The following is a 20,336-nucleotide window of genomic DNA, read 5'->3' on the forward strand; positions in this document are numbered from 1 at the left end:
GAGATCGGCGCCGGGGCTCGAAATCGCTCCACTCGGAAAGTCGGGCGGGCCATGGTGGGCAGAGGCTCACGATCGTTCCGAATCGCAGCTCCGAGTTTCCTCCGGCTCGATCTCCGTGCTGGCACGTATTCACTTCGGCCGCCTCGGAGCCTACGGTTTGGGCGTGCGCTTTCCCGTTCTCTCGCGTACGCCGCCGTGTCTGTGACGAGTGCGCTGACGGGCGCCGGACCCGCGTGAAACACCTTTGCCGCGCTGAGAGGAAAAGAGGGACATGAGCGGTCGCATGCTGATTGTGAAGATCGCACGGGTGGTGACCGTCACCATGGTTCTGGCAGCAGGACTCGTCGTCCCGGTGGCGACGCCTGCCAATGCCTTGCCCGCCGGATATTTTCACCTCCAAGGGATCACGAGGGACGCGAAGGGCAGCCTCCGCACCATCGACGTGCAGATGAACGACGGGAGCATCCCCGGTTTCATTCGATTGAACTGCTGCTCATATCACAAGGATTCGCAGTATTGGAAGGAGGTGTTCCCCAAATCGGGAAGGATGGACATCATAAGGCTGCGGAACAAGCTGACGGGGCAATGCCTCGCGGATTCCGCTTCGAAAGCGCCCGGCGGCCTGGCCGTCGCGACTCTCCGGCCATGCGGTGACGAGATCACCCTGTGGCAGAAAATCACGGTATTCGGTAAGGGGACGGTATTCCGGCGGACGCAGCACATGCCCTCTCCGTATGCCGACATCCAGGTATGCCTGGGCAAAGACGGCAGGCACCCGGAGGTCCTCCTCACCTTGGTCTGCGACGGTGGTTACACCTTCGAGATGATCTGGCAGGCGAACTTTCTCTGGCGCTGATGTCGTGGCTGCGCGGGTAGCGCGCCGATGAGACCGGCGGCCCCGCCGCCCGGCGGGCGGCGGGGCCCGCGGGGGTCAGAGCGCGGCGACGATCTCCTCGACGCGTTGCCTGGCGTCGCCGAAGAGCATCCTGCTGTTGTTCCGGAAGAACAGGGGGTTCTGCACTCCGGCGTACCCCGTGGCCATCGACCGTTTGAAGACGACGACGTTCTCCGCCTCCCACACGCGCAGGACGGGCATCCCGGCGATGGGGCTGTCCGGGTCCTCGACGGCCCCCGGATTGACGGTGTCGTTGGCGCCGATGACGAGGACGACCGACGTGGTGGCGAAATCGTCGTTGATCTCGTCCATTTCGAGGACGATGTCGTACGGCACCTTGGCCTCGGCGAGCAGGACGTTCATGTGGCCGGGCAGACGGCCGGCGACCGGGTGGATGCCGAAGCGCACCTCGACGCCGCGTTCCCGCAGTTTGCGGGTGAGGTCGGCGACCGGATACTGCGCCTGCGCGACCGCCATGCCGTACCCGGGGGTGATGACGACGGACTTGGCGTCCTTGAGCAGGTCGGCGGTCTCGTTGGCGGTGATCTCCCTGTGCTCGCCGTAGTCGTGGTCGCCGGCGGGGCCCGCCTCGATGCCGAAACCCCCGGCGATCACGGAAATGAACGAGCGGTTCATCGCCTGGCACATCACGTACGACAGGTAGGCGCCGGACGAGCCGACGAGGGCGCCGGTGACGATCAGCAGGTTGTTGTCGAGCAGGAACCCGGACGCCGCGGCCGCCCACCCGGAGTAGCTGTTCAGCATCGAGACGACGACGGGCATGTCCCCGCCGCCGATGGAGGCGACCAGGTGCCAGCCGAGCAGCAGCGCCACGGCGGTCAGCGCGACGAGCAGCCCGAGGTTCGGGAAGATCACGAAGAACACGGTCAGGACCGCGAACGCCGCGAGCGCGCCCAGGTTCAGGTGGTTCTTGCCCGGCAGCATCATCGGGCGGGAGTCGATCCGGGCCGACAGCTTGAGGAACGCGACGACCGACCCGGTGAAGGTGAGCGCTCCGATGAACACGCCGATGGACACCTCGGCGTGATGGATGCCCAGCAGCGAGCCGGGGACCTCCGCCTGTGCCCCGCCGCCGTTCTCGACCTCCAGGAAGCCGTTCCACCCGACCAGTACGGCGGCGAGTCCGACGAAGCTGTGCAGGACGGCGATCAGTTCGGGCATGGCGGTCATCTCGACGATCCGGGCGCGCCAGAGCCCGATGGCGGCGCCGATCGCCATCGCGGCAGCGAGCAAGACCACCGCGAGGACGTCGCCGCCGTCCGCGGCGAGGACGACCGTCGCGGCGAGCGCGATGACCATGCCGGAGATGCCCAGTGCGACGCCGGAGCGTGCGGTCTCGTGCTTGGACAGGCCGGCGAGGCTGAGGATGAACAGAAGAGCGGCGACGATGTAGGCGGCCTGTGCGGCCGTGGCGAGGGTCACGGTCAGCTCCTCGTGAACATGCCGAGCATGCGCCGGGTCACGGCGAAGCCGCCGACGATGTTGATGCTCGCCAGCAGGATCGCGGCGAACGACAGGACGGCGACGGCCGTGTCACCCTGCCCGATCTGGAGCAGCGCGCCGACCACGATGATCCCGGAGATGGCGTTCGTGATCGACATCAGCGGCGTGTGCAGCGCGTGGTGGACGTTGCCGATGACGTAGTAGCCGATCACGATCGACAGGACGAAGACGGTGACGTGCTCGATCAGCGCGTTCGGCGAGAAGGCGGTCAGCAGGAACAGCGCGGCGGCGACGGCGGCGGTGACCAGGTGGCGTCGCCGTCCGGGCGGGGACGGCGGTCTCCCTGCGGGAGCCGCGGCCGTCCCCCGCACCGGAGCGGAGGGAGCGGCGGGGGCGGCGGGGACCGCGCTCACCGGCACGGGCGGCGGCGGCCAGGTCTTCTCGCCGTCGCGGACGACGGTCATCGCGCGCTGCACGATGTCGTCGAAGTCCAGCACGAGCCGGCCGTCCTTGCCGGGGGTGAGCAGCTTCATCAGGTTGACGACGTTGGTGCCGTAGAGCTGCGAGGCCTGCGCCGGCAGCCGCCCCGCGAGGTCGGTGTAGCCGATGATCGTCACGCCGTTCTCGGTGACGACCGCCTCCCCGGGACGGGTGCCTTCGACGTTCCCGCCCTGCGCGGCGGCCATGTCGACGATGACGCTGCCCGGGCGCATGCGTGCCACGTGCTCGGCCGTGAGCAGCCGGGGGGCGGGACGCCCGGGGATCAGGGCGGTGGTGACGACGATGTCCACGTCGGCGGCCTGCTCGGCGTACAGCTCGGCGGCGCGGCGGTCGTAGTCCCTGGAGGTCTCCCGGGCGTACCCGTCCGTGCTCGACTCCTGGGCGACCCCGACGTCGAGGAACTCCCCGCCCAGCGAGCGCACCTGCTCGGCGACCTCGGGACGGGGGTCGGTCGCCCGTACGACCGCGCCCAGGCTGGTCGCCGTGGCTATGGCCGCCAGCCCGGCCACGCCCGCGCCCGCCACCAGGACCTTGGCCGGGGGGACCTTCCCCGCCGCCGTCACCTGGCCGGTGAAGAGCCGCCCGAACGCGTGCGCAGCCTCGATGACGGCGCGGTAGCCGGCGATGTTCGCCATCGAGCTCAGCACGTCGAGCGCCTGCGCACGGGAGACGCGCGGTACGGCGTCCATCGCGAGCACGGTGATCGGTCGTCGCGCGAGCGCGTCCACCAGGTCGGCGTTCGCCGCCGGGCCGATCAGGGAGACGAGCGTGGCGCCGTCGCGGAGCGCCGCGATCTCGTCCGCCGCCGGCGCGTTCACCTTCAGTACGACGCCTGCGTCCCACGTCTCCTCTCGGCCGGCGATCCGCGCCCCGGCCCTGGCGTACGCGTCGTCCGTGAAGCCCGACCGTCTGCCGGCGCCCGATTCGACGACCACCTCGTAGCCGAGCGAGACCAACTGCGGGACGGTGGCCGGCGTGGCCGCCACGCGTGTCTCGCCCGGCGCCGATTCGGCGACCACGCCCAGGCGCTGCGCTGAGTGACTCATCACGATCCTTTCTGTCGGGCGGGTCGTCGGGTTGGCCGACCCTGGGGTCGCCGCCGTCCTCCGCTCACTTGTGGGTCGCGGTGGTAGGGAACGGCGGCACGCCACGCGCCGCCGTACGGCGGCGGTGAAAGGGATGGATGCGATTTGAGGTGAATAACGGGGAAATTGTCCCGACTTCCCCGTACAGGGATCAAGGCATACCCGCCGGCGGTTGCCCACACGGCATGACTCTTCGAATCTTCCGATTCCCCCGGCGCTGCAATTTTCATCCGCGACGCCGGCCTATCAGGAGAAAACCCGAGTTCGTCGGCGGCTCATGCGGGCGGCGCCGGAATCGCCCTGGCGCGGAACCTCGGGCGCTTGACATCATTGCCGATCATGAGCACGGCCGCCGCTCGCTTCGTACGGCCCGGGGGAACAGACGGCAGGAGAGCAGGCGGCGGTCCGGGGATGGCCTCGCTTCGAGGCGGAACGACACCCGCGGCGAGGGCCGGCAGGTGCGAGAGGAGACGGCACGTGACGGCTTTCGTCCAGGAAGCTGAGCACGACCCCGAGCACGGGGAACGAACGGGGCCGGACACGGAGGCTCCCGGGCACGCGAGTCCCCCCGAAGGCGGGGGCGCCGCAGAACCGCTGCGGCGCAGCGCCACCGTCCGGGACGCGCTGCTGCTGTGGGTGGGCACCAGGGCCGGCATGCTCCTCGTGGCGGTCTACGGGATCCTGATCGTCTCCGGTCAGAACCACGCCCCGCTGCTGGAGCGGTGGAAGTTCTGGGACGTCGACCTGTTCCGGAAGATCGCGGAGTTCGGCTACGACGGCGATCCGAAGCTGGAGCCCGATCCCGGGCTGCCGGCGTTCTTCCCCGGCCTGCCGCTGGCGCTGCGGCTGGTCCACCTGGTGGCCGACGACTGGACGCTGGCCGGGCTGATCACCTCGTTCGTGGCGGGCGCGGTGGCCGTGGTGGCGCTGGCCCGGCTCGCCGATTTCGAGGGGCCCGCCGGCGCGGGACGCTGGGCCGTCCTGGCGCTGCTGCTGTGTCCCCCCGCCGTCTTCCTGTTCGCCGGCTACTCCGAGGCGCTCTTCCTCGCCTTCGCGCTGCCCGCCTGGCTGGCGGCCCGCCGCCGCGCCTGGCCGCTGGCCTGCGCCCTGGCCGCCGGAGCGTCCTGCGTACGGATCACCGGCCTGTTCCTGGCCGTCGCGCTGATCGTCGAGTTCGTCGTGAGCCGCATCCGGAGGGACGGCTGGGCGGGCTGGTGGCGGGGAGCCTGGCTGGCGCTGCCGTTCGCGCCGATCCTCACGTACGCCGCCTACCAGCACTCCCGTACGGGTGACTGGCTGGCCTGGAACAACGCGCAGCAGACCGGATGGGGGCGGCAACTGGTCTGGCCCTGGGAGGCGTTCCGCACCACGTGGGACTCGACCGGCGGCGACGGTGGGTTCGCGCCGATGTTCCGTCTCGAGATCGCGGCGGCGATCGTGGGGGTGCTGCTGCTCGTCTGGCTGCTCGTCACCCGCCGCTGGGCCGAGTTCGTCTACGTCGGGCTGCAGCTGGGCGCGCTGATCACCTCCACGTTCTACATGTCGATCCCCCGGTCGGCGCTGCTGTGGTGGCCGCTGTGGGTGCTCATCGGCCGGGCGGGCGCCCGCCACCGGTGGGCGATCGTCCTCTACGCCACGGTGATCGGGCCGCTCATGGTGCCGATGATGATGTCCTTCCTCAACAGCTCCTGGACCGGCTGACCCGTCGCTCGCCGCGTCCATGCGCCTCGGGCCGTCCCGTCGGAGCGGGACGGCCCTCCTCACGCCTGCCGCTCGGGGCGGCGCTGACACCTGCGGCGGACCGGTCGGCTCACTCGCCGAGGGAATCCACCTGAACGCGGCACACTCCGTACGGGCCGGTCGACTTCGCCTCCCGCACCGTCTCCCCGTCCACCTTGATCCTGCACGTCACCGTGCCCTCGGCCGCGGCGTTCTGCACCCACAGGCTGACTATCGGGGTTCCCTCCGCCAACTGCTGTGACTTGGTGAAGGGCAAGGAAACGCCGGCCTCCTGCTTGAGGTTGAAGCCCGAGGTGTAGGTGATGTTGCTCGCCGAGTCGGCCCCGCCGTTCCCCTCGGCCTCGAACACGACGTCGTGCTTGGGCCCGTCCGCGTCCACCGGGAAGCTCGGAAATGGAGTGAGCTGGGAGATGGCCTTGTTGACCTCCTCCGCCCCCTTGTTCGCCACGACCACCACCACCGCGAAGCACCCGCCGAGGAGCAGCAGGAGAAGCCCGCCGATGATGGCCAGGATCAGACCCACCTTGGACTTCTTCGGTGGCGGCTGCGGCGGGTAGCCCGGCTGGGGCGGGTACCCGTACCCGGGGGGCGGGCCGTACGGGGGCTGACCGGGAGGACCTTGCTGGTACGCCATCGTCGAGAACTCCGGGGGGTGGTCTGGAACCTTGACGCAGTGGGGACGGACGGCGTCTCCGGCCGGATTACCCCTGGCCAGAGGGAGAGATCAGATTGTTAGGAAGATCCTTGTTACGCGCTGCGGGCGGCGCGACGTCGGTTCGTCCCGGCGTCGACACCGTCGCCGCCGCCATTGGGCCCTGGTCGGTTCCGTACTCGACTTCGCCGTGCTCGGAGCTCTCGACCGCCTCCGGCCAGGTCATCTCAGCGGGACCGGCACCCGCGATAAGCGGATGCGGGCGCTTCGCCTGTGTTGGAAGGATGGCGAGGTGGATAGACAAGTGCTCAGTGCCATCGCCCATCGTGATCACCCCATCGCCGCGCCCGTCTCGGCCGCCAACGTCGATCGGCTGCTGCGCCGCGCCGCGCTGCCGGAGGGAGCCCGCATCCTCGACCTGGGATGCGGAGAGGGCGAGTGGTCGCTCCGGGCGCTCGAACTCGTCCCGTCCGCTCACGCCGACGGCGTGGACATCTCGCCGCACGCCGTGGCGTCCGCGAACGAGGCGGCCGCCGGGCGGGGGCTGGCCGACCGGCTGACGCTGCACACGATGCCGGCCGACGCCTTCACGGCCGCCCAGCCGTACGACCTGGCGCTGTGCGTGGGCTCGACGCACGCCTTCGGCGGGCTGACGGAGACGATGGAGGCTCTCGCCCGGTTCGTACGGCCCGGCGGCCTCGCACTCGTGGGGGAGGGGTACTGGGAACGCCCGCCCGCTCCCGAGGTCGCCGAGGCCATCGGCGAATATCCGGATCTCGCGGGCACGGTGGAGGCGGCCGAGTCCAAGGGGTGGCTGACCGTCTACGCCCACGTGAGCGACCTGGCGGAGTGGGACGAGTACGAGTGGTCGTGGACCGGCACGCTGGCGCGCTGGGCCGCGGACAACCCCGGCCCCGACGGTGATCAGGCCCTCGCCGTGATGCGGGAGCACCGCGACATGTGGCTCAACGGCTACCGGGGTGCCCTCGGTTTCGTCACCCTGCTCCTCCGGCGCGTATGACCCCCGGTCGTCAGCGGCGCAGCAGCCGTACGAGGCGGAACCCCGCGAGGACGCCGACTCCGAGGTGGGCCGTGACGAGGGCGATCTGGAAGACGCGCTGGACCGCCGTGAGGTCGGCGGCGTAGCCGCCGTCGTAGAAGCCGGACATGAAGGCGAGCACTCCAGCGACGAGGAGGAGGGCCGAGGCGGGGACGGCGACGCCGCGACGACGCCGGGTCGCGCCGATGACCAGGAGAATCTGCGCGACCATCATCGGAATCGGCGCGGACAGCCGCGCCTGCGGCCCGAGGGCGTCGAGCAGCGTCGGGCTGAGGCCGGCGGACACGGAGATGATCGCGCCGGCGACGTCCATGGCGAGCAGCAGGCCGACGCCTGCGACGAGCGCGGACGAGAGCGGGCGAGCGGCAAGCACTGCAGCGGGTGCGGTGGCGGGTGCGGACATGTCTTCTCCTCGAAGAACGCAGTGGGTGGTTGCGGCTTCCAGGGTCCGGTGGGGGACGTCCGGCCGGCATGAGTCGCCGGTCCCCGGCGGGACGGGACATCTCGTCCCGTGACGACGGGACACGCGGGTGGCAACATCCCCCTCATGACGGACAGATCGGCCCGGCGCGCCGTCGTGGCGGCGGGCGCGTTGCTCGCACTGGTCCTCGGGACGCTGGTCGTCGAGCCCAGGCTGCGGCAGCTGGGCGTGACGGGGATCGTCGAACGGTTCGACGCCTTCCGCGCGGTCGCCGCGCTGTCGTTCGGCGTGCCCGGCCTGTTCGTGGTGGCGCAGCGGCCGGGAAGCCGGGTCGGCTGGGTGATGGTGGTCGTCGGGATGGCCCAGGGTCTTGGGCTCGCCCTCGGCGCGTACGGCCTGCTCGGCATCAACGACGGCATCACCGACGGCGTCAACGACGGTGCGCTCGGCGGCGGCACCGGCCTGCCGGGGGACGACTGGGCGATGTGGGTGTCCAACTCGCTGTGGATCCCCGCCTACCTCCTGGTCCCGACGATCTTCTTGCTGATCTTCCCGGACGGCCGCCTCCCCTCGCGCCGATGGTGGCCCGCGCTTGCCGCGGCGTACGCCGGCATCGGGGTGAACACGATCGACTGGATGCTTCGCCCGGTGACCTACGAGCAGGTCCCCGGGCTCTTCCCCAAGGGGTACGCCGGCGTGCTGGCCGGGCTCACCGGGGTTCCCGACGCCCTCAGGACCGCGGGTACGGTGTGCACGGTCGGCGCGGTGCTCGCCGCGGTCGGCTCGCTCGTCGGCCGTTATCGATCGGCGGGCGAGGAGGTGCGGCGGCGGCTCCAATGGGTGCTGGCCGCCGCGCTGCTGACGGTGGGTCTCCTCGGCGTCGCCCTGTTCGTGCCGTGGGGGCCGGTCGTCGTGGCGCTCGCCGCCGTCCCGCTGCCGGTGGCGGTGTCGGTGGCCGTCGTCGCGCACCGTCTGTGGGACCTCGATCTCCTGCTGTCCCGCGCGCTCGCGTTCGGCGCCGTCAGCGTCGCGCTGCTGGCGGCGTACGCCCTGGTGGTGGCCACGCTCGGGAACGCGATCGGCTCAGGGGCGTACGCGCTGATCGTGGCGCTCGCGGTGCACCCCCTCTATCTGAGGGCGTCCGCCGCCGCGAACCGTCTCGTCTACGGCGACCGCGACGACCCGGCGCGTGCGCTGCGCCGGCTCGGCGTGCGGCTCTCGGACGCGGGTGCGCCCGGCGACCTCCTGGAGCGGATGGCCGCGGAGGTCGGGCGGGTCCTGCGCATCCACTACGTGGCCGTGGAGGAACCGGGCGCGGTCGTGGCCTCCTGGGGCCGCGCGAGCGGCTCCGACAGTCCGAGCGGCTCCGACAGTCCGAGCGGCTCCGCCGGTCCGCGCGGGGAGGACGAGGCGGGCGAGCGCGTTCCGCTCCTCTACCAGGGCGAGCCGGTCGGCACGCTCGTGCTGGGGGAGCGGCTGCGTCCCAAGGATCGTGTGCTGCTGGCACAGCTCGCGCCGCACGTCGCGGTGGCCGTACGGGCGCACCGCCTCGGGGCGGACCTCGAGCGTTCGCACGGGCGGCTGCTGGCGGCCCGGCAGGAGGAGCGTGACCGGCTGCTCTACGAACTCCACGACGGGCTCGGCCCCACGCTGGCGGCCCTCGCGCTGCAGGTGGACCGTGGCCGGCGCCTGGTCGACGCCGACCCCGAGGGGGCGAAACAGGTGATGGAGGAGCTGTCCGGCCGCATCCGCGGCACGGTCGAGAACGTCCGCGCGATCGTCAACGACCTGCGCCCGCCGCCCCTCGACACTCTGGGGCTCACCGGCGCGCTGACCGAGCTCGGCAGGGGCTTCGCGGGTGATCTCGCGGTCGAGGTGGAGGCCCCGCCCGACCTTCCCGCCCTTCCGCCGCCGGTCGAGCTGGCCGCCTACCGGATCGCGGCCGAGGCCATGACGAACGCCGTACGGCACGCCATGGCGTCCCGGTGCACGGTCCACCTGCGGGCGAGCGACGCGCCCGGCGTTCTGGAGCTGCGGGTCGACGACGACGGCGTAGGGGTGGGGTCCCCCGCCCGCCACGGGTTCGGCCTCGCCTCCATGCGGCGCCGGTCCGAGGAGCTCAACGGCACCTTCGAACTGCTCGACGAGGCCGGGGCGGGCACGCACCTGGTCGTACGGCTCCCGCTGGCGGTCCGGTGATCCGCGTCGTGGTGGTGGAGGACCACCCGGTGTTCGCCGAAGGGCTGGTCGCGCTCTTCCGCGACCTGCCGGAGGTGGAGGTCGCGGGGGTGGCGAGCACCGGCGAGGCGGCCGTCGAGCTGGTGGACCAGGTCGCTCCCGACGTCGTCCTGATGGATCTGCACCTGCCGGGCATCAGCGGGATCGAGGCGACGTCCCGCATCACGGCCCGGCATCCCGGCGTGGCCGTGCTGGCCCTGACCATGCTGTCCGACGACGCGTCGATCCTCGCCGCCGTACGGGCCGGCGCCCGCGGCTACCTCCTCAAGGAGGCGACGCCTGCCGACATCGTGCGCTCGCTGGAGGCGGTGGCCTCGGGCCAGGTCGTGTTCGGCGCGGCGACCGGAAGCCGGGTGCTGGCCGCTCTCACCGCGTCGGCCGTACGGCCCCGGCCGGTGCCCGAGCTGACGGAACGCGAGCTGGAGGTGCTCGACCTCGTCGCCGCCGGTCTCACCAACCACGCCATCGCGCGGCGCCTGTATCTGAGCGAGAAGACCGTACGCAACCACGTGTCGAACATCTTCGCCAAGCTCGGCGTCTCCGATCGTGCGGCGGCGGTGGCCCGCGCCAGGGACGCCGGCCTCGGCGGGCGGTAGGAGCACGACCTCGTCGGATTTGCCGCAATGTGCTGTGCGTACAGTGAGGGTGTGCTGATCCATCCCTGGGACGCCGCCGAGGACGAGGAGGCGCTGGCCTTCGTCCGTGCGAACGAGTTCGGCCACCTCATCGCGTCCGGACGCGACCGCGACGTGCCGGTGGTCGTGCCGACGCAGTTCCTCCTCGCCGACGCGTCCACGATCCTGCTGCACCTCGCGCGGCCGAACCCGGTCTGGTCGGCGATCGAGGAGAACCCGGCCGTGGTCCTGGCCGTGGCCGGCGACTGGGCGTATGTCGAGGGGGCGTGGAAGGCGCTGCCCGGCACCGGCGAGGATCCCCGGCTCGGCATCCCCACGACGTACTACGCGGCCGTCCAGCTGGTCTGTCACGCGGAGATCGTCGACGACCCCGACGGGAAGCTCGCCATCCTGCGCGCCCAGCTCGCCCACCTGGACCACGATCTCGCCGACCCCGCCGAGCACCACCGGCGCCTGCCGGGCATCCGCGGCCTCCGGCTGGCCGTCCAGAAGGTCGACGGCAAGTTCAAGTACGGCGGGAACGTGGACGAGGCCCACCGCCGATACGTCGCGGAACGCCTCGCGGAGCGGGGCGGGCCCGGCGACCGCGCCGCGCGCGACCACCTCCTGCGCCGGCTCGGCTGACATCCGCAGGAGCCGCCTGCGAGGGTTCAGGCCCGTGGTTCGTCTGCCGCGGGCCGCACGACCGCGCGCATCGGGGGTGCGCGACTTGTCGTACCCGAGGTGTAGAAGGGTGGCGTGGTTGCTGAGACGACCTGGGCGCAGGTGCTCGCCTGGAGGCTGAGACGGCAGTTCGTCGCGCCCGCGAGCGGCGGCGACGCGGTGGCGATCGCCCGGCGGCTGTGCGGGGTGCAGGCGCAGGTCGCCTCGTCGGCGGCGCTGGCCGTGGCCGTACGGCACGCGAGCCCGCGTCCGGGAGAGATCGAGGACGCCCTGTGGCGTGACCGCACGCTGGTCAAGACCTGGACGATGCGCGGCACGCTCCACCTCCTCCCGGCCGACGAGTTCCCCGCCTACCTCGCCGCCCTCGGGTCACACCGGTTCTGGGAGAAAGCCTCCTGGCAGCGCGGCCACGGGGTGTCCACCCGGGAGATCGAGGCCGTCGTGGACGCCGTCCCGCGCGCGTTGTCCGGCCGGGTGCTGACCCGCGAGGAACTGGTCGAGGCGGTCATCGAGGTGACCGGGGACGCCCACTTGAGAGAGGCACTCACGTCCGGCTGGGGCGCGCTGCTCAAGCCGCTCAGCTTCCTGGGCGAGCTGTGCTACGGCCCGCCTCGTGACGGCAGGGTCACCTTCGCCACGCCGGCCGGCTGGCTGCCGGGCGGCCGGGGAGAGGCGCTCTCGCCGGAGGAAGGGGGAGTGCGGGTGCTCCGCGCGTTTCTTGGCACCCATGGCCCGGCCACCCCCGGGATGTTCGACACCTGGCTGTTCCGCGGCGCCACGCCGAAGGCCGTGCTGCGCGGCTGGTTCCGGGAGCTGGAGGGTGAGCTCGCGCAGGTCGAGGTGGAGGGCATGCCCGCCGTGCTGCCGGCGGAGCTTCTCGACGACCTGCTGGCCTGCCCGCCGTCGGAGGAGGTGCATCTGCTCCCCGGCTTCGACCAGTTCATCCTGGGCGCGCCGCGCGACCTCGAACCGCTCCTGCCGAAGGCCGTGCGGCCCAAGGTGAGCCGGACGGCCGGGTGGATCTCGCCCGTGGTCGTCCATCAGGGCCGGGTGACGGGCGTCTGGGAGGCCAAGGAGGGGCGTCCGGTCGTCGAGCTCTTCGAACCGGTGCCGGAGCACCGCCTGGCCGAGGAGGCCGACCGCATCGCCATGCTCCTTGATCGGCTGTAGCCCACCCTCGCGGCGGGGCCGGTCAGGTCACCTCCTTGCGGAGCACGCGGACCAGGCCGGCGGCCATGGGAAGGACGATCCAGAAGGCGACCGACGCCGCGAGCCGGGCGCCCTCGCTCCAGGTCATGTCGCCGTTCATCAGGGGAGTGCCGGTGGTGTTGAGGTCGAACCACTCGGCGAGGGTCGCGCCGGCAGAGCCGAGTCTGCCGACGACGGCCCACAGGACCGGAGTCGACAGGTTGATCACGATCGCGGCTGGTGCGTTGAGGAGCAGCGCGCCGAGGGCGAGGCCCGCCGCGGCCACGAGGACGTTTCCCCCGGTCCAGCCGAGCAGTCCGAGCGGCTGGACCTCCCAGGTGGCGGGCATGTTCCTGACCGCGGCCACGACGGCCGTGACCGGCACCGCGACCAGCATGGCGAACAGCGAGAGCGCCACCGCCGCGAGCAGGGGCGGCAGGCATTTGGCGGCGAGGACGCGATGGCGGCGCGGTTCGAGCACGAAGGTGGTCAGCGCCGTGCGATGCGCCCACTCGCCGGTCACCGTCAGGGTGCCGAGCACCGGGAGCAGGGTGCCGAGGGCGATGCCGGCCGTGCCCACCAGGGTCTGCAGCTTCGGCCCGACGACGGCCCCGCGCGCCACGACGGACGCGACCACCAGGGCGACCATTACCAATGCGATGATCTTGCCGCTGCGGGTGTCGACGAGTTTGCGGGCTTCGACGATGAGCAGTCTGTGGAACGGGATCGGCGTGTCGGCGGTCATGTCGTCGTCCTTCGTGACGGGGCTCGGTCCGGCCCCCGCGATGTCGTTCAGGTGGTGCGCGGCGCGGGTCATGCGGCGCCCCGGCCCGCGTCGATGCCGGGCAACGCGTCGGCGCCCGGGCTCCGGTCCGCGTGCGCGGTCAGTTCGAGGAAGGTCTCTTCGAGGCCACGGCCCTGGCTGAGTTCGGCGACCGTGCCCTGGGCGAGCACGCGTCCACGGCCGATCATCACGATGCGGTCCGCCGCCTGTTCCACCTCGTGCAGCAGGTGCGAACTGAGCAGCACGGCGCATCCGGCCTCGGCGAGGTCGCGCAGCAGGCCGCGCATCCAGTGGATGCCCTGGGGGTCCAGCCCGTTGGCGGGCTCGTCGAGGACGAGAACCTCGGGAGCGCCGAGCAGGGAGTGCGCGATGCCGAGCCGCTGCCGCATCCCGAGTGAGTAGCCGCCGATCGTCCGCCGGCTCTCCCGCTCGGTCAGCCCCACCAGGTCGAGCACCTCGCCGACCCGCGTCCGGGGCAGTCCGAGGGTCATCGCGCCGAGCGTGAGCACCTCCCTGCCGGTGCGGCCCGGATGCTGCGCCCCGGCGTCGAGCAGGGTGCCGACCCGCAGGCCCGGGCAGGCCATCTCGGCGTACGGCAGGCCGAGCACGGTCGCCGAGCCGGAGGAGGGGCGGGCGAGCCCCACCAGGATGCGCAGGGCCGTCGACTTCCCGGCGCCGTTGGGTCCCAGGAAGCCGGTGACGCTCCCGGCCCCGACGGTGAAGGTCACGTCGTCGAGCGCCTTCACCTTCCCGTAGATCTTGCTGACGTGTTTGAACTCGATCACGCTGCCCAGTCCACCGCGAGGGCGGAGCCCGCCGCATCGCACCGGGGTCCGGGGCGTCTCGACGCGGGGCCCGGCCTTTCGCCCGTGGGCGATACCCGCGGCTGTCCACAGGTCGACCCAGGTCGCTAAAACCTGTTCGCGGTGGTCCCTAAGCTGTGGGGCTGTGCACGGCCGACCGGACTACCAGCCACCCTTGGACAGGCAGGGCGTCGCGCTGCGCTACCTGTGCGCCGCGGTGCCGATGCTCTTCCACGGCACGGTGCTGGCCTGGCTCGTCCTGCACGACGGCGACCGTCTCCCGCAGGCGCTGATCGACACGACGCTCGGCCTGATCGGGCTGGTCCTGATGCGGTGGCGGCGCCGGTGGCCGTGGCAGATCGCGCTGGCGACCGCCCTGCTGACGACCTTCTCGGCCACGGCGACCGGTCCCGCGCAGGTCGCGTACGTGTCCCTGGTGACCCATCGCCGATGGGGCCGGACGATCCCGGTCGCGGTGGTGTCCGTGGTGTGCCTGCTGGTCAGCGGGGCTTGGGGCGGCATCGACCAGGCCACGGTCGTCTCCTCGGTCTCGGGGCTGACGGTCCTCGGCGGGCTGACCGTGTTCGGCCTCTACCTGCGGGGACGGCGCGACCTGGAGCTGTCCCTGCGAGAGCGGGCGCGGGCCGCCGAGCGTGAGCAGCGTCAGCGGATCGACCAGGCGCGGCTGGCGGAACGGGTGAAGATCGCTCAGGAGATGCACGACGTGCTCGCGCACCGGATCTCCCTGCTGGCGATGCTGGCCGGCGGCCTGGCCTACCGGACGGACCTCGGCCCCGAGCAGACGCGCGAGGCCGCGCTGGCCATCCAGGAGAACGCGCACCAGTCGCTCAACGAGTTGCGCACGGTGCTGCGCACGCTCCGCGACGACGGCGCCGTGGAGGCGCCGCAGCCCGATCTGGCCCATCTGGACGCGTTGTTCGGCGAGGTCCGCGCCGCCGGCCAGCGGGTCGAGGTGGACGACAGCATCGACGGCAGGGAGTCGCTGCCCGCGCAGACGGGCCGGCACGCCTACCGGATCGTGCAGGAGGCGCTGACCAACGCGCGCAAGCACGCACCGGGCGCCCGGGTCACCGCCGAACTCGGCGGACGGCCGGGGGAGGGCCTGCGGATCCGGGTGACGAACCCCGCGCGCCCCGGCTCGGCCCCCGGCCCAGGGGGCAGGCTGGGCCTGGTGGGCCTGGCGGAGCGGACGAGGATGGCCGGCGGCACTCTCAGCCATACGATCCAGAACGGGCAATTCATCCTTGATGTCCGATTGCCGTGGGAGGCTGTGGATCGTGACCCGGCTGGTGATAGTGGATGACGACGCGATGGTGCGGACCGGGCTGCGTCTCATCCTCGGCGGCGAACCCGATTTCGACCTCGTCGGCGAGGCCGAGGACGGGCTGCGCGCCATGGACGTGATCCGGGACCTGCGCCCCGACGTGGTGCTGCTGGACATCCGGATGCCCAACCAGGACGGGCTGACCACCACCGAGCTGCTGCGGGCCCAGCCGAATCCGCCGCGGATCCTCGTGCTCACCACGTTCGACGCCGACGACATGGTGTTGCGGGCCCTGCGGCTCGGCGCGGACGGCTTCCTGCTCAAGGACACCCCGCCACCTCGGATGATCGAGGCGGTCCGTGCCGTGGCGAAGGGCGAGCCCGTGCTGTCGCCGAGCGTCGCCCGGCAGGTGATCGCCGCGGCGACCGGCGGGTCCGGGCCCGGCCTTTCCCGGGCGCGGGAGGAGCTGGGCAGGCTCACCGAGCGCGAGCTCGAGGTCGCGGTCGAGGTGGCGCACGGCAGGTCGAACGCCGAGATCGCCGAACGTCTCTACATGAGCGTCGCCACCGTGAAGGCGAACATCACCAGGATCTTCGCCAAGCTCGGCACCGACAACCGCGTCCAGGTGGCGATGAAGGTGCGCGACGCGGGTCTCCTGTGAGCACCACGCGCCCGGACACGCTACGCACCCGGCGTCCGGAGGCTTCGAGCGCTCAAGAGAGCTACAGCGGAGCCGCAGAGGAGCCCCCGGTGGTTCCCGCGTGTGTCTTCCCGACCGGCTGGCTGCCGGCGAATCGGCGGGCGTCCTGCCGGTGGCGGCGACGGAACAGGAGCTCAGGCGGGCAGGAGTTCAGGCGGCCAGGAGTTCAGGCGGCGAGGAGTTCGCGGATGCGCGTGGCGTACGCGCGGGGGTGGGTCGTGTTGCCGTTGTGCCCGCCGGGAAACTCCCGCGCCTCGACACCGAGGAATACGGCGAGCTCCTGTGCGCAGCGGTAGTCGAAGACGTGCCGGGGCGTGGTGCGGCCGAAGGCCGGGATGACGCGGACCGGGGTGTCCCTCAGCGCGGCGACGTCCAGCGTGTCGCGGGCGATCGCGGTGAAGTCGTTGCGGATGAAGAAGTCGAAGCCGGCCCGCCGCCGGTCGTTCAACGGATGTGGGGTCAGTCCGGGCTCGGTGTCCTGGGCGACGGGGTCGATGCCCAGCGTTTCAGCGATCTTGACGAACGCCTCGGCGAGGCCGCGCTCACGGTAGAGGTGCTGCAGCTCCTCCAGCTCCCGCACGTGACGGACGCGTTCGGAGGCGGGCAGGAGACCGGGGACGACCGGCTCATGCGCGATCAGGGTGCCGAGCTGTTCCGGATGCTCGACGGACAGGTGCAGCCCGATGGCCGCGCCGAAGCTGCATCCGAGCATGTGCGCCGGCCGGTCCGTCACGGCGGCGAGCAGGCGGTGGACGTCGTCGACATGGTCGGCCATGGTCGCGCCGCCGGCGGGGTCGTCAAGGCTGCTGCGGGACAGGCCGCGCCGGTCGTAGGTGATCACGGTGTGGTCGCCGGCGAGCTGACGGACCAGGTCGGTGGTGCGGTCCGCGTCTCCCTCCCCGCTTTGCGAGATGAGGAGCACGGGCCCGGCGCCGTGCACCTCGTAGTAGACGGTGGCGCCGTTCGTGCGGAGCATGCCGTTCATGCGTCGTCCTCTCGGATCGGGTGACCCGGACGATAGTCCATCAAATCTGATGCATCAACTTTGATGTATTCTGGGGCGGTGAACGGAGTCGACCTCTTCCTGCTCGGCAGGACTCTCATGAAGATCGGCGAAGAGGCCATGCCGATCGAGGACATCACCCCGTCGAGAACGACGCAGGCCGCCAGTGTCCGGACGGTGCTGGTTGTCGTCGCCGACCTGCGCGCCCATCCGGAGACCTCGGTCGGGGAGATCGCGTCTCGCACGGGGTTGCCGCAGAGCGCGGTGTCGGGGGCCGTCGCCCGCTTGAAGGAGGCCGGGGCGGTCGTGACGGCCCCCGATCCGGACGACCGCCGCCGGATAGTGATCAGGCAGGCGCCCGGGCGATCCGCGCGCGTGGAGGCCGTGCGGGCGGCCGGTGTCGAGGGACCCCTCGCGGCGGCTCTGGGCACCGACGACCCGGCGCGGGTCGCCGAGGTCGTCGCGGCGCTCGAGTTCCTCGTACGCCGCCTCGCGCCGGGATCGGCTCCCCGCCGTCCCTGACGACGGGGGACCAACCGGCCGGACCGCCGTGGGCCGGCCGCCACCGGGTGCTCTAATCCGGGGAGGTCACCAGCCGGACGGCCAGTGCGGCGAAGACGGAGCCGCTGACGACGTTCAGGCCGCGGGCGAACCGGCGGCTGCGCCGGAGCAGCGCCGCGAGCCGTCCCGCGAGGGCGCCCACCGTGGCGTCGACGCCGAGGCCGAGCAGCACCAGGGTCAGCCCGAGGATCAGGAACTGGACGGTGACATGGCCCAGGGCCGGGTTCACGAACTGCGGCAGGAACGCGATGTTGAACAGGATCACCTTGGGATTGAGCAGGTTCGTGACCATGCCCTGCCAGAAGGCGCGCGGGCGGCGCGGATCGGGGCCGGTCAGGGGCACCTCGTCATCGCCGACGGTGCCGCGGTCACGGAACGCCTTGACCGCGAGGTACACGAGATAGGCGGCGCCCGCCCACCGCAGCACGTGGTAGAGCACCGGCAGGTGCGCGAACAGCGCCGACAGTCCGGACATCGCGGCCAGGGCGTGCACCAGGGCGCCGCAGGCCACACCTACGGCGGCCAGCACGCCGGTGGCCGGACCGCCGCGCCCGCCCATGGCCACGATGAACATCATGTCGGGGCCAGGCGCGACGCACAGGGCCGCCGCCGCGACGACGAAGGCCAGGTAAAGGGAAAGGTCGACCATGACACTCATCCTCACGGTTCCGGACGCCGGTCCGCCGCCGCAATCCACGTGCTGAGATTGCGGCGCAGCCTGCCGACGGAGGAGGACAGCGCCGTCACGTCCGTGTAGAACGGCCCCGGCGGACGTGGGACCAGGCTGCGGACCCGGCATTTCGTGACAGGTCCCGTTGAGACGTTGGTGAGGAACCGGGTGGTCACGGCGGCGCGGAGCGGTGGCGGCGCCTCACGTCCCGTCGGCCCGGTGTCCGGGCCCCGGAGAGGCGCCGAGACGGGCGGCGCGGGCGGTCAGGTAGCCGCGCTCGGGCAGGCTGGCCGTAAGGCTCGCCGCCGCGCGGTAGTCCTCGACGGCCGCGGTGAGGTCGCCGGCCATCTCCAACAGGTGCGCGCGCGCCGCGTGCAGGCGGTGGTGCCCCGCCAGCGGGCCGTCGGCCAGCGGTCCGAGCAGGGCCAGCCCGGCGGCGGGGCCGTGCACCATGGCGGCGGCGACGGCGCGGTTGAGGGAGACCATCGGGTTGGGCGACATGCGCTCCAGCAGGCCGTACAACGCGAGGATCTGCGGCCAGTCGGTCTCCTCGGCCGTCGCCGCCTCGTCGTGCACCGCGGCGATCGCCGCCTGGATCTGGTAGGGCCCGGCGGCGCCCCGGTGCAGGGCGGCGGTGAGCAGCGCGGTGCCCTCGGCGATCGCCTCGCGGTCCCACAGGCCGCGGTCCTGCTCCGCGAGCGGGACGGGGACGCCGCCCGGGCCGGTCCTGGCGGCCCGCCGGGCGTCGGTCAGCAGCATCAGCGCGAGCAGCCCGGCCGCCTCGCAGTCACCGTGCGGGAGACCTTGCAGCAGGCGGTGCAGCGTCCTGGCCAGCCGGATCGCCTCGTGGGACAGCTCGACGCGGTGCAGGCCGAGGCCGCCGCTGGCGGCGTAGCCCTCGTTGAAGATGAGGTAGAGCACGTGCAGCACGGAGGCGAGCCGTGCGGAGCGCTCCTCCGGCTCGGGTATGCGGAACGGCACCCCCGACGCCCTGATGCGCTGCTTGGCCCGGCTGATCCGCTGCGCCATCGTCGCCTCGGGCACCATGAAGGCTTTGCCGATCTCGGCCGTGGTCAGCCCGCCGACGGCGCGCAGGGTCAGGGCGATGGCGGACGCCGGCGTCAGCGCGGGATGACAGCTCAGGAACAGCATGACGAGCGTGTCGTCCCCGTCCGCCTCGCGCGCCCGGTCGGCCGCCGGGGAGGTCCAGCGGTCGGCGGGAGCCCGCGCGGCCACCAGCTCCTCGCGGCGGCGGCGCGCCTGCTCGCCCCGCACCTGCTCGATCATCCGCCGGTACGCGACCTGGACGAGCCAGCCCTTCGGGTTGTCCGGCACGCCCTCGGCGGGCCACTGGGCGAGGGCGTCGAGCAGCGCCTCCTGCACCGCGTCCTCGGCGGCGTCGAAGTCGCCGAACCTGCGGGTGAGCACGCCGACGACCTGCGGCGCCAGCGGGCGCAGCAGGTCGTCGACGTGCGGGTGCGAAGCGTTCACAGCTCCTGCGGCGGGGCCGCCATCACCTGCCGCACCTCGATGGGCATGTTGAGCGGCTCGCCGTTCAGGCCGGGCGCGGCCGAGATGTGGCCCGCCAGCTCGTACGCACGCTCCGGCCCCTCGCAGTCGATGATCCAGTAGCCGACCAGGAACTCCTTGGTCTCGGGGAACGGGCCGTCGGTGACGACGGGGACGCCGCCCTCGCCGGCCCGCACGACCCGCGCCTGGTCGGGCATCGCCAGCCCCTGCGCGTCCACGAACTCACCGGCCTCGACGAGCCCGCGGTTCACGTCGTGCATGAACTCGATGTGCGCCTTGATGTCCTCCGGCGACCAGGTGTCCATCGAGGGGAGGCCGCTCTGCGGGCCGAACTGCATCAGCAGCATGTACTTCATGTCTCGCTCCTCCTGTCGCCCGCCCTCGTGGGCGCGCTCACCCCTGGGTAGAAGCCGGCTCCCCGATTCTCGACATCCTTCCGCGGAAATCTCAAAAATTTC

Annotated in this window: 20 protein-coding genes; 10 read left to right on the top strand and 10 right to left on the bottom strand. The window is 71.9% G+C overall.

Going from position 1 to position 20,336, the window contains the following annotated elements:
* Nucleotides 1-283: 283 nt before the first annotated feature.
* Nucleotides 284-856: a hypothetical protein gene (locus ACQEVJ_RS11785; protein WP_433100089.1), complete on the top strand. Its 573-nt coding sequence runs from the start codon at nucleotides 284-286 to the stop codon at nucleotides 854-856.
* A gap of 75 nt (nucleotides 857-931) precedes the next feature.
* Here the strand turns inward: ACQEVJ_RS11785 and pntB are convergent, their stop codons facing one another.
* Both pntB and ACQEVJ_RS11795 read right to left on the bottom strand, forming a co-directional pair.
* Nucleotides 932-2,338 (bottom strand): Re/Si-specific NAD(P)(+) transhydrogenase subunit beta, encoded by a 1,407-nt coding sequence (gene pntB / locus ACQEVJ_RS11790; RefSeq protein ID WP_433100091.1) that lies wholly within the window; start codon nucleotides 2,336-2,338, stop codon nucleotides 932-934.
* A 2-nt stretch (nucleotides 2,339-2,340) separates the two neighbouring features.
* Nucleotides 2,341-3,906, bottom strand: coding sequence for a Re/Si-specific NAD(P)(+) transhydrogenase subunit alpha (locus ACQEVJ_RS11795; protein WP_433100093.1), 1,566 nt, complete (start codon nucleotides 3,904-3,906; stop codon nucleotides 2,341-2,343).
* Between the two features lie 516 nt (nucleotides 3,907-4,422).
* Here ACQEVJ_RS11795 and ACQEVJ_RS11800 point away from each other — a divergent pair.
* Entirely contained in the window at nucleotides 4,423-5,646 is a 1,224-nt protein-coding gene (locus ACQEVJ_RS11800) for a hypothetical protein (protein WP_433100095.1), read from the top strand.
* Nucleotides 5,647-5,755: 109 nt separating this feature from the next.
* Here ACQEVJ_RS11800 and ACQEVJ_RS11805 read toward each other — a convergent pair whose 3' ends face one another.
* On the bottom strand, nucleotides 5,756-6,208 hold the full coding sequence (locus ACQEVJ_RS11805; RefSeq protein ID WP_433100097.1) for a hypothetical protein: 453 nt from the start codon (nucleotides 6,206-6,208) through the stop codon (nucleotides 5,756-5,758).
* 421 nt (nucleotides 6,209-6,629) lie between these two features.
* Here ACQEVJ_RS11805 and ACQEVJ_RS11810 point away from each other — a divergent pair, with 421 nt between their 5' ends.
* Complete coding sequence (locus ACQEVJ_RS11810; protein WP_433100099.1) at nucleotides 6,630-7,358, top strand: SAM-dependent methyltransferase; 729 nt, start codon at nucleotides 6,630-6,632, stop codon at nucleotides 7,356-7,358.
* Between the two features lie 10 nt (nucleotides 7,359-7,368).
* Here ACQEVJ_RS11810 and ACQEVJ_RS11815 read toward each other — a convergent pair whose 3' ends face one another.
* Nucleotides 7,369-7,800 (bottom strand): hypothetical protein, encoded by a 432-nt coding sequence (locus ACQEVJ_RS11815; RefSeq protein WP_433100101.1) that lies wholly within the window; start codon nucleotides 7,798-7,800, stop codon nucleotides 7,369-7,371.
* 144 nt (nucleotides 7,801-7,944) lie between these two features.
* Here ACQEVJ_RS11815 and ACQEVJ_RS11820 point away from each other — a divergent pair, with 144 nt between their 5' ends.
* The 4 genes from ACQEVJ_RS11820 (at nucleotide 7,945) to ACQEVJ_RS11835 (ending at nucleotide 12,524) form a co-directional block, all read left to right on the top strand.
* Entirely contained in the window at nucleotides 7,945-10,017 is a 2,073-nt protein-coding gene (locus tag ACQEVJ_RS11820; protein ID WP_433100103.1) for a GAF domain-containing sensor histidine kinase, read from the top strand.
* Nucleotides 10,014-10,652, top strand: coding sequence for a response regulator (locus ACQEVJ_RS11825; protein ID WP_433100105.1), 639 nt, complete (start codon nucleotides 10,014-10,016; stop codon nucleotides 10,650-10,652). The genes ACQEVJ_RS11820 and ACQEVJ_RS11825 overlap by 4 nt, the downstream gene beginning before the upstream one ends.
* 51 nt (nucleotides 10,653-10,703) lie before the next feature.
* Entirely contained in the window at nucleotides 10,704-11,315 is a 612-nt protein-coding gene (locus ACQEVJ_RS11830; RefSeq protein WP_433100107.1) for an FMN-binding negative transcriptional regulator, read from the top strand.
* A 114-nt stretch (nucleotides 11,316-11,429) separates the two neighbouring features.
* Nucleotides 11,430-12,524 carry a winged helix DNA-binding domain-containing protein gene (locus ACQEVJ_RS11835; RefSeq protein ID WP_433100109.1) on the top strand — a complete coding sequence of 365 codons (1,095 nt, stop codon included), beginning with the start codon at nucleotides 11,430-11,432 and terminating at the stop codon, nucleotides 12,522-12,524.
* 22 nt (nucleotides 12,525-12,546) lie between these two features.
* Here the strand turns inward: ACQEVJ_RS11835 and ACQEVJ_RS11840 are convergent, their stop codons facing one another.
* Both ACQEVJ_RS11840 and ACQEVJ_RS11845 read right to left on the bottom strand, forming a co-directional pair.
* Nucleotides 12,547-13,359 (bottom strand): ABC transporter permease, encoded by an 813-nt coding sequence (locus ACQEVJ_RS11840; RefSeq protein WP_433100113.1) that lies wholly within the window; start codon nucleotides 13,357-13,359, stop codon nucleotides 12,547-12,549.
* Complete coding sequence (locus ACQEVJ_RS11845; protein ID WP_433100115.1) at nucleotides 13,356-14,111, bottom strand: ABC transporter ATP-binding protein; 756 nt, start codon at nucleotides 14,109-14,111, stop codon at nucleotides 13,356-13,358. Before ACQEVJ_RS11845 ends, ACQEVJ_RS11840 begins: the two co-directional genes overlap by 4 nt.
* A gap of 193 nt (nucleotides 14,112-14,304) precedes the next feature.
* Here ACQEVJ_RS11845 and ACQEVJ_RS11850 point away from each other — a divergent pair, with 193 nt between their 5' ends.
* Together ACQEVJ_RS11850 and ACQEVJ_RS11855 are read left to right on the top strand one after the other, a co-directional pair.
* Nucleotides 14,305-15,453, top strand: coding sequence for a sensor histidine kinase (locus tag ACQEVJ_RS11850; RefSeq protein ID WP_433100117.1), 1,149 nt, complete (start codon nucleotides 14,305-14,307; stop codon nucleotides 15,451-15,453).
* A complete protein-coding gene (locus ACQEVJ_RS11855) occupies nucleotides 15,428-16,075 on the top strand; it encodes a response regulator (protein WP_433100119.1) in 648 nt (215 codons plus the stop codon). The genes ACQEVJ_RS11850 and ACQEVJ_RS11855 overlap by 26 nt, the downstream gene beginning before the upstream one ends.
* Before the next feature lie 205 nt (nucleotides 16,076-16,280).
* Here ACQEVJ_RS11855 and ACQEVJ_RS11860 read toward each other — a convergent pair whose 3' ends face one another.
* The gene (locus ACQEVJ_RS11860) at nucleotides 16,281-17,099 is read right to left on the bottom strand and encodes an alpha/beta fold hydrolase (RefSeq protein ID WP_433100121.1); all 819 of its coding nucleotides are present in this window, start codon (nucleotides 17,097-17,099) and stop codon (nucleotides 16,281-16,283) included.
* A gap of 78 nt (nucleotides 17,100-17,177) precedes the next feature.
* Between ACQEVJ_RS11860 and ACQEVJ_RS11865 the strand changes: the two genes are divergently transcribed.
* Nucleotides 17,178-17,639, top strand: a complete 462-nt coding sequence (locus ACQEVJ_RS11865) for a MarR family winged helix-turn-helix transcriptional regulator (protein WP_433100123.1) — start codon at nucleotides 17,178-17,180, stop codon at nucleotides 17,637-17,639.
* Between the two features lie 52 nt (nucleotides 17,640-17,691).
* Here the strand turns inward: ACQEVJ_RS11865 and ACQEVJ_RS11870 are convergent, their stop codons facing one another.
* The 3 genes from ACQEVJ_RS11870 to ACQEVJ_RS11880 form a co-directional block, all read right to left on the bottom strand.
* Nucleotides 17,692-18,327 carry a LysE family translocator gene (locus tag ACQEVJ_RS11870; RefSeq protein WP_433100125.1) on the bottom strand — a complete coding sequence of 212 codons (636 nt, stop codon included), beginning with the start codon at nucleotides 18,325-18,327 and terminating at the stop codon, nucleotides 17,692-17,694.
* Between the two features lie 222 nt (nucleotides 18,328-18,549).
* Nucleotides 18,550-19,839: an RNA polymerase sigma factor gene (locus ACQEVJ_RS11875; protein WP_433100127.1), complete on the bottom strand. Its 1,290-nt coding sequence runs from the start codon at nucleotides 19,837-19,839 to the stop codon at nucleotides 18,550-18,552.
* Nucleotides 19,836-20,234: a YciI family protein gene (locus ACQEVJ_RS11880; protein ID WP_433100129.1), complete on the bottom strand. Its 399-nt coding sequence runs from the start codon at nucleotides 20,232-20,234 to the stop codon at nucleotides 19,836-19,838. Before ACQEVJ_RS11880 ends, ACQEVJ_RS11875 begins: the two co-directional genes overlap by 4 nt.
* Nucleotides 20,235-20,336: the final 102 nt, after the last annotated feature.

Source organism: Microbispora sp. CA-102843, assembly GCF_050936215.1.
GTDB lineage: Bacteria > Actinomycetota > Actinomycetes > Streptosporangiales > Streptosporangiaceae > Microbispora.

Coding starts and splice junctions, on each gene's coding strand:
- ACQEVJ_RS11815 (WP_433100101.1), bottom strand. CDS start 7,800: ATGTCCGCACCCGCCACCGCACCCGCTGCAGTGCTTGCCGCTCGCCCG.
- ACQEVJ_RS11820 (WP_433100103.1), top strand. CDS start 7,945: ATGACGGACAGATCGGCCCGGCGCGCCGTCGTGGCGGCGGGCGCGTTG.
- ACQEVJ_RS11840 (WP_433100113.1), bottom strand. CDS start 13,359: ATGACCCGCGCCGCGCACCACCTGAACGACATCGCGGGGGCCGGACCG.
- ACQEVJ_RS11870 (WP_433100125.1), bottom strand. CDS start 18,327: ATGGTCGACCTTTCCCTTTACCTGGCCTTCGTCGTCGCGGCGGCGGCC.
- ACQEVJ_RS11880 (WP_433100129.1), bottom strand. CDS start 20,234: ATGAAGTACATGCTGCTGATGCAGTTCGGCCCGCAGAGCGGCCTCCCC.
- ACQEVJ_RS11785 (WP_433100089.1), top strand. CDS start 284: ATGCTGATTGTGAAGATCGCACGGGTGGTGACCGTCACCATGGTTCTG.
- ACQEVJ_RS11860 (WP_433100121.1), bottom strand. CDS start 17,099: ATGAACGGCATGCTCCGCACGAACGGCGCCACCGTCTACTACGAGGTG.
- ACQEVJ_RS11795 (WP_433100093.1), bottom strand. CDS start 3,906: ATGAGTCACTCAGCGCAGCGCCTGGGCGTGGTCGCCGAATCGGCGCCG.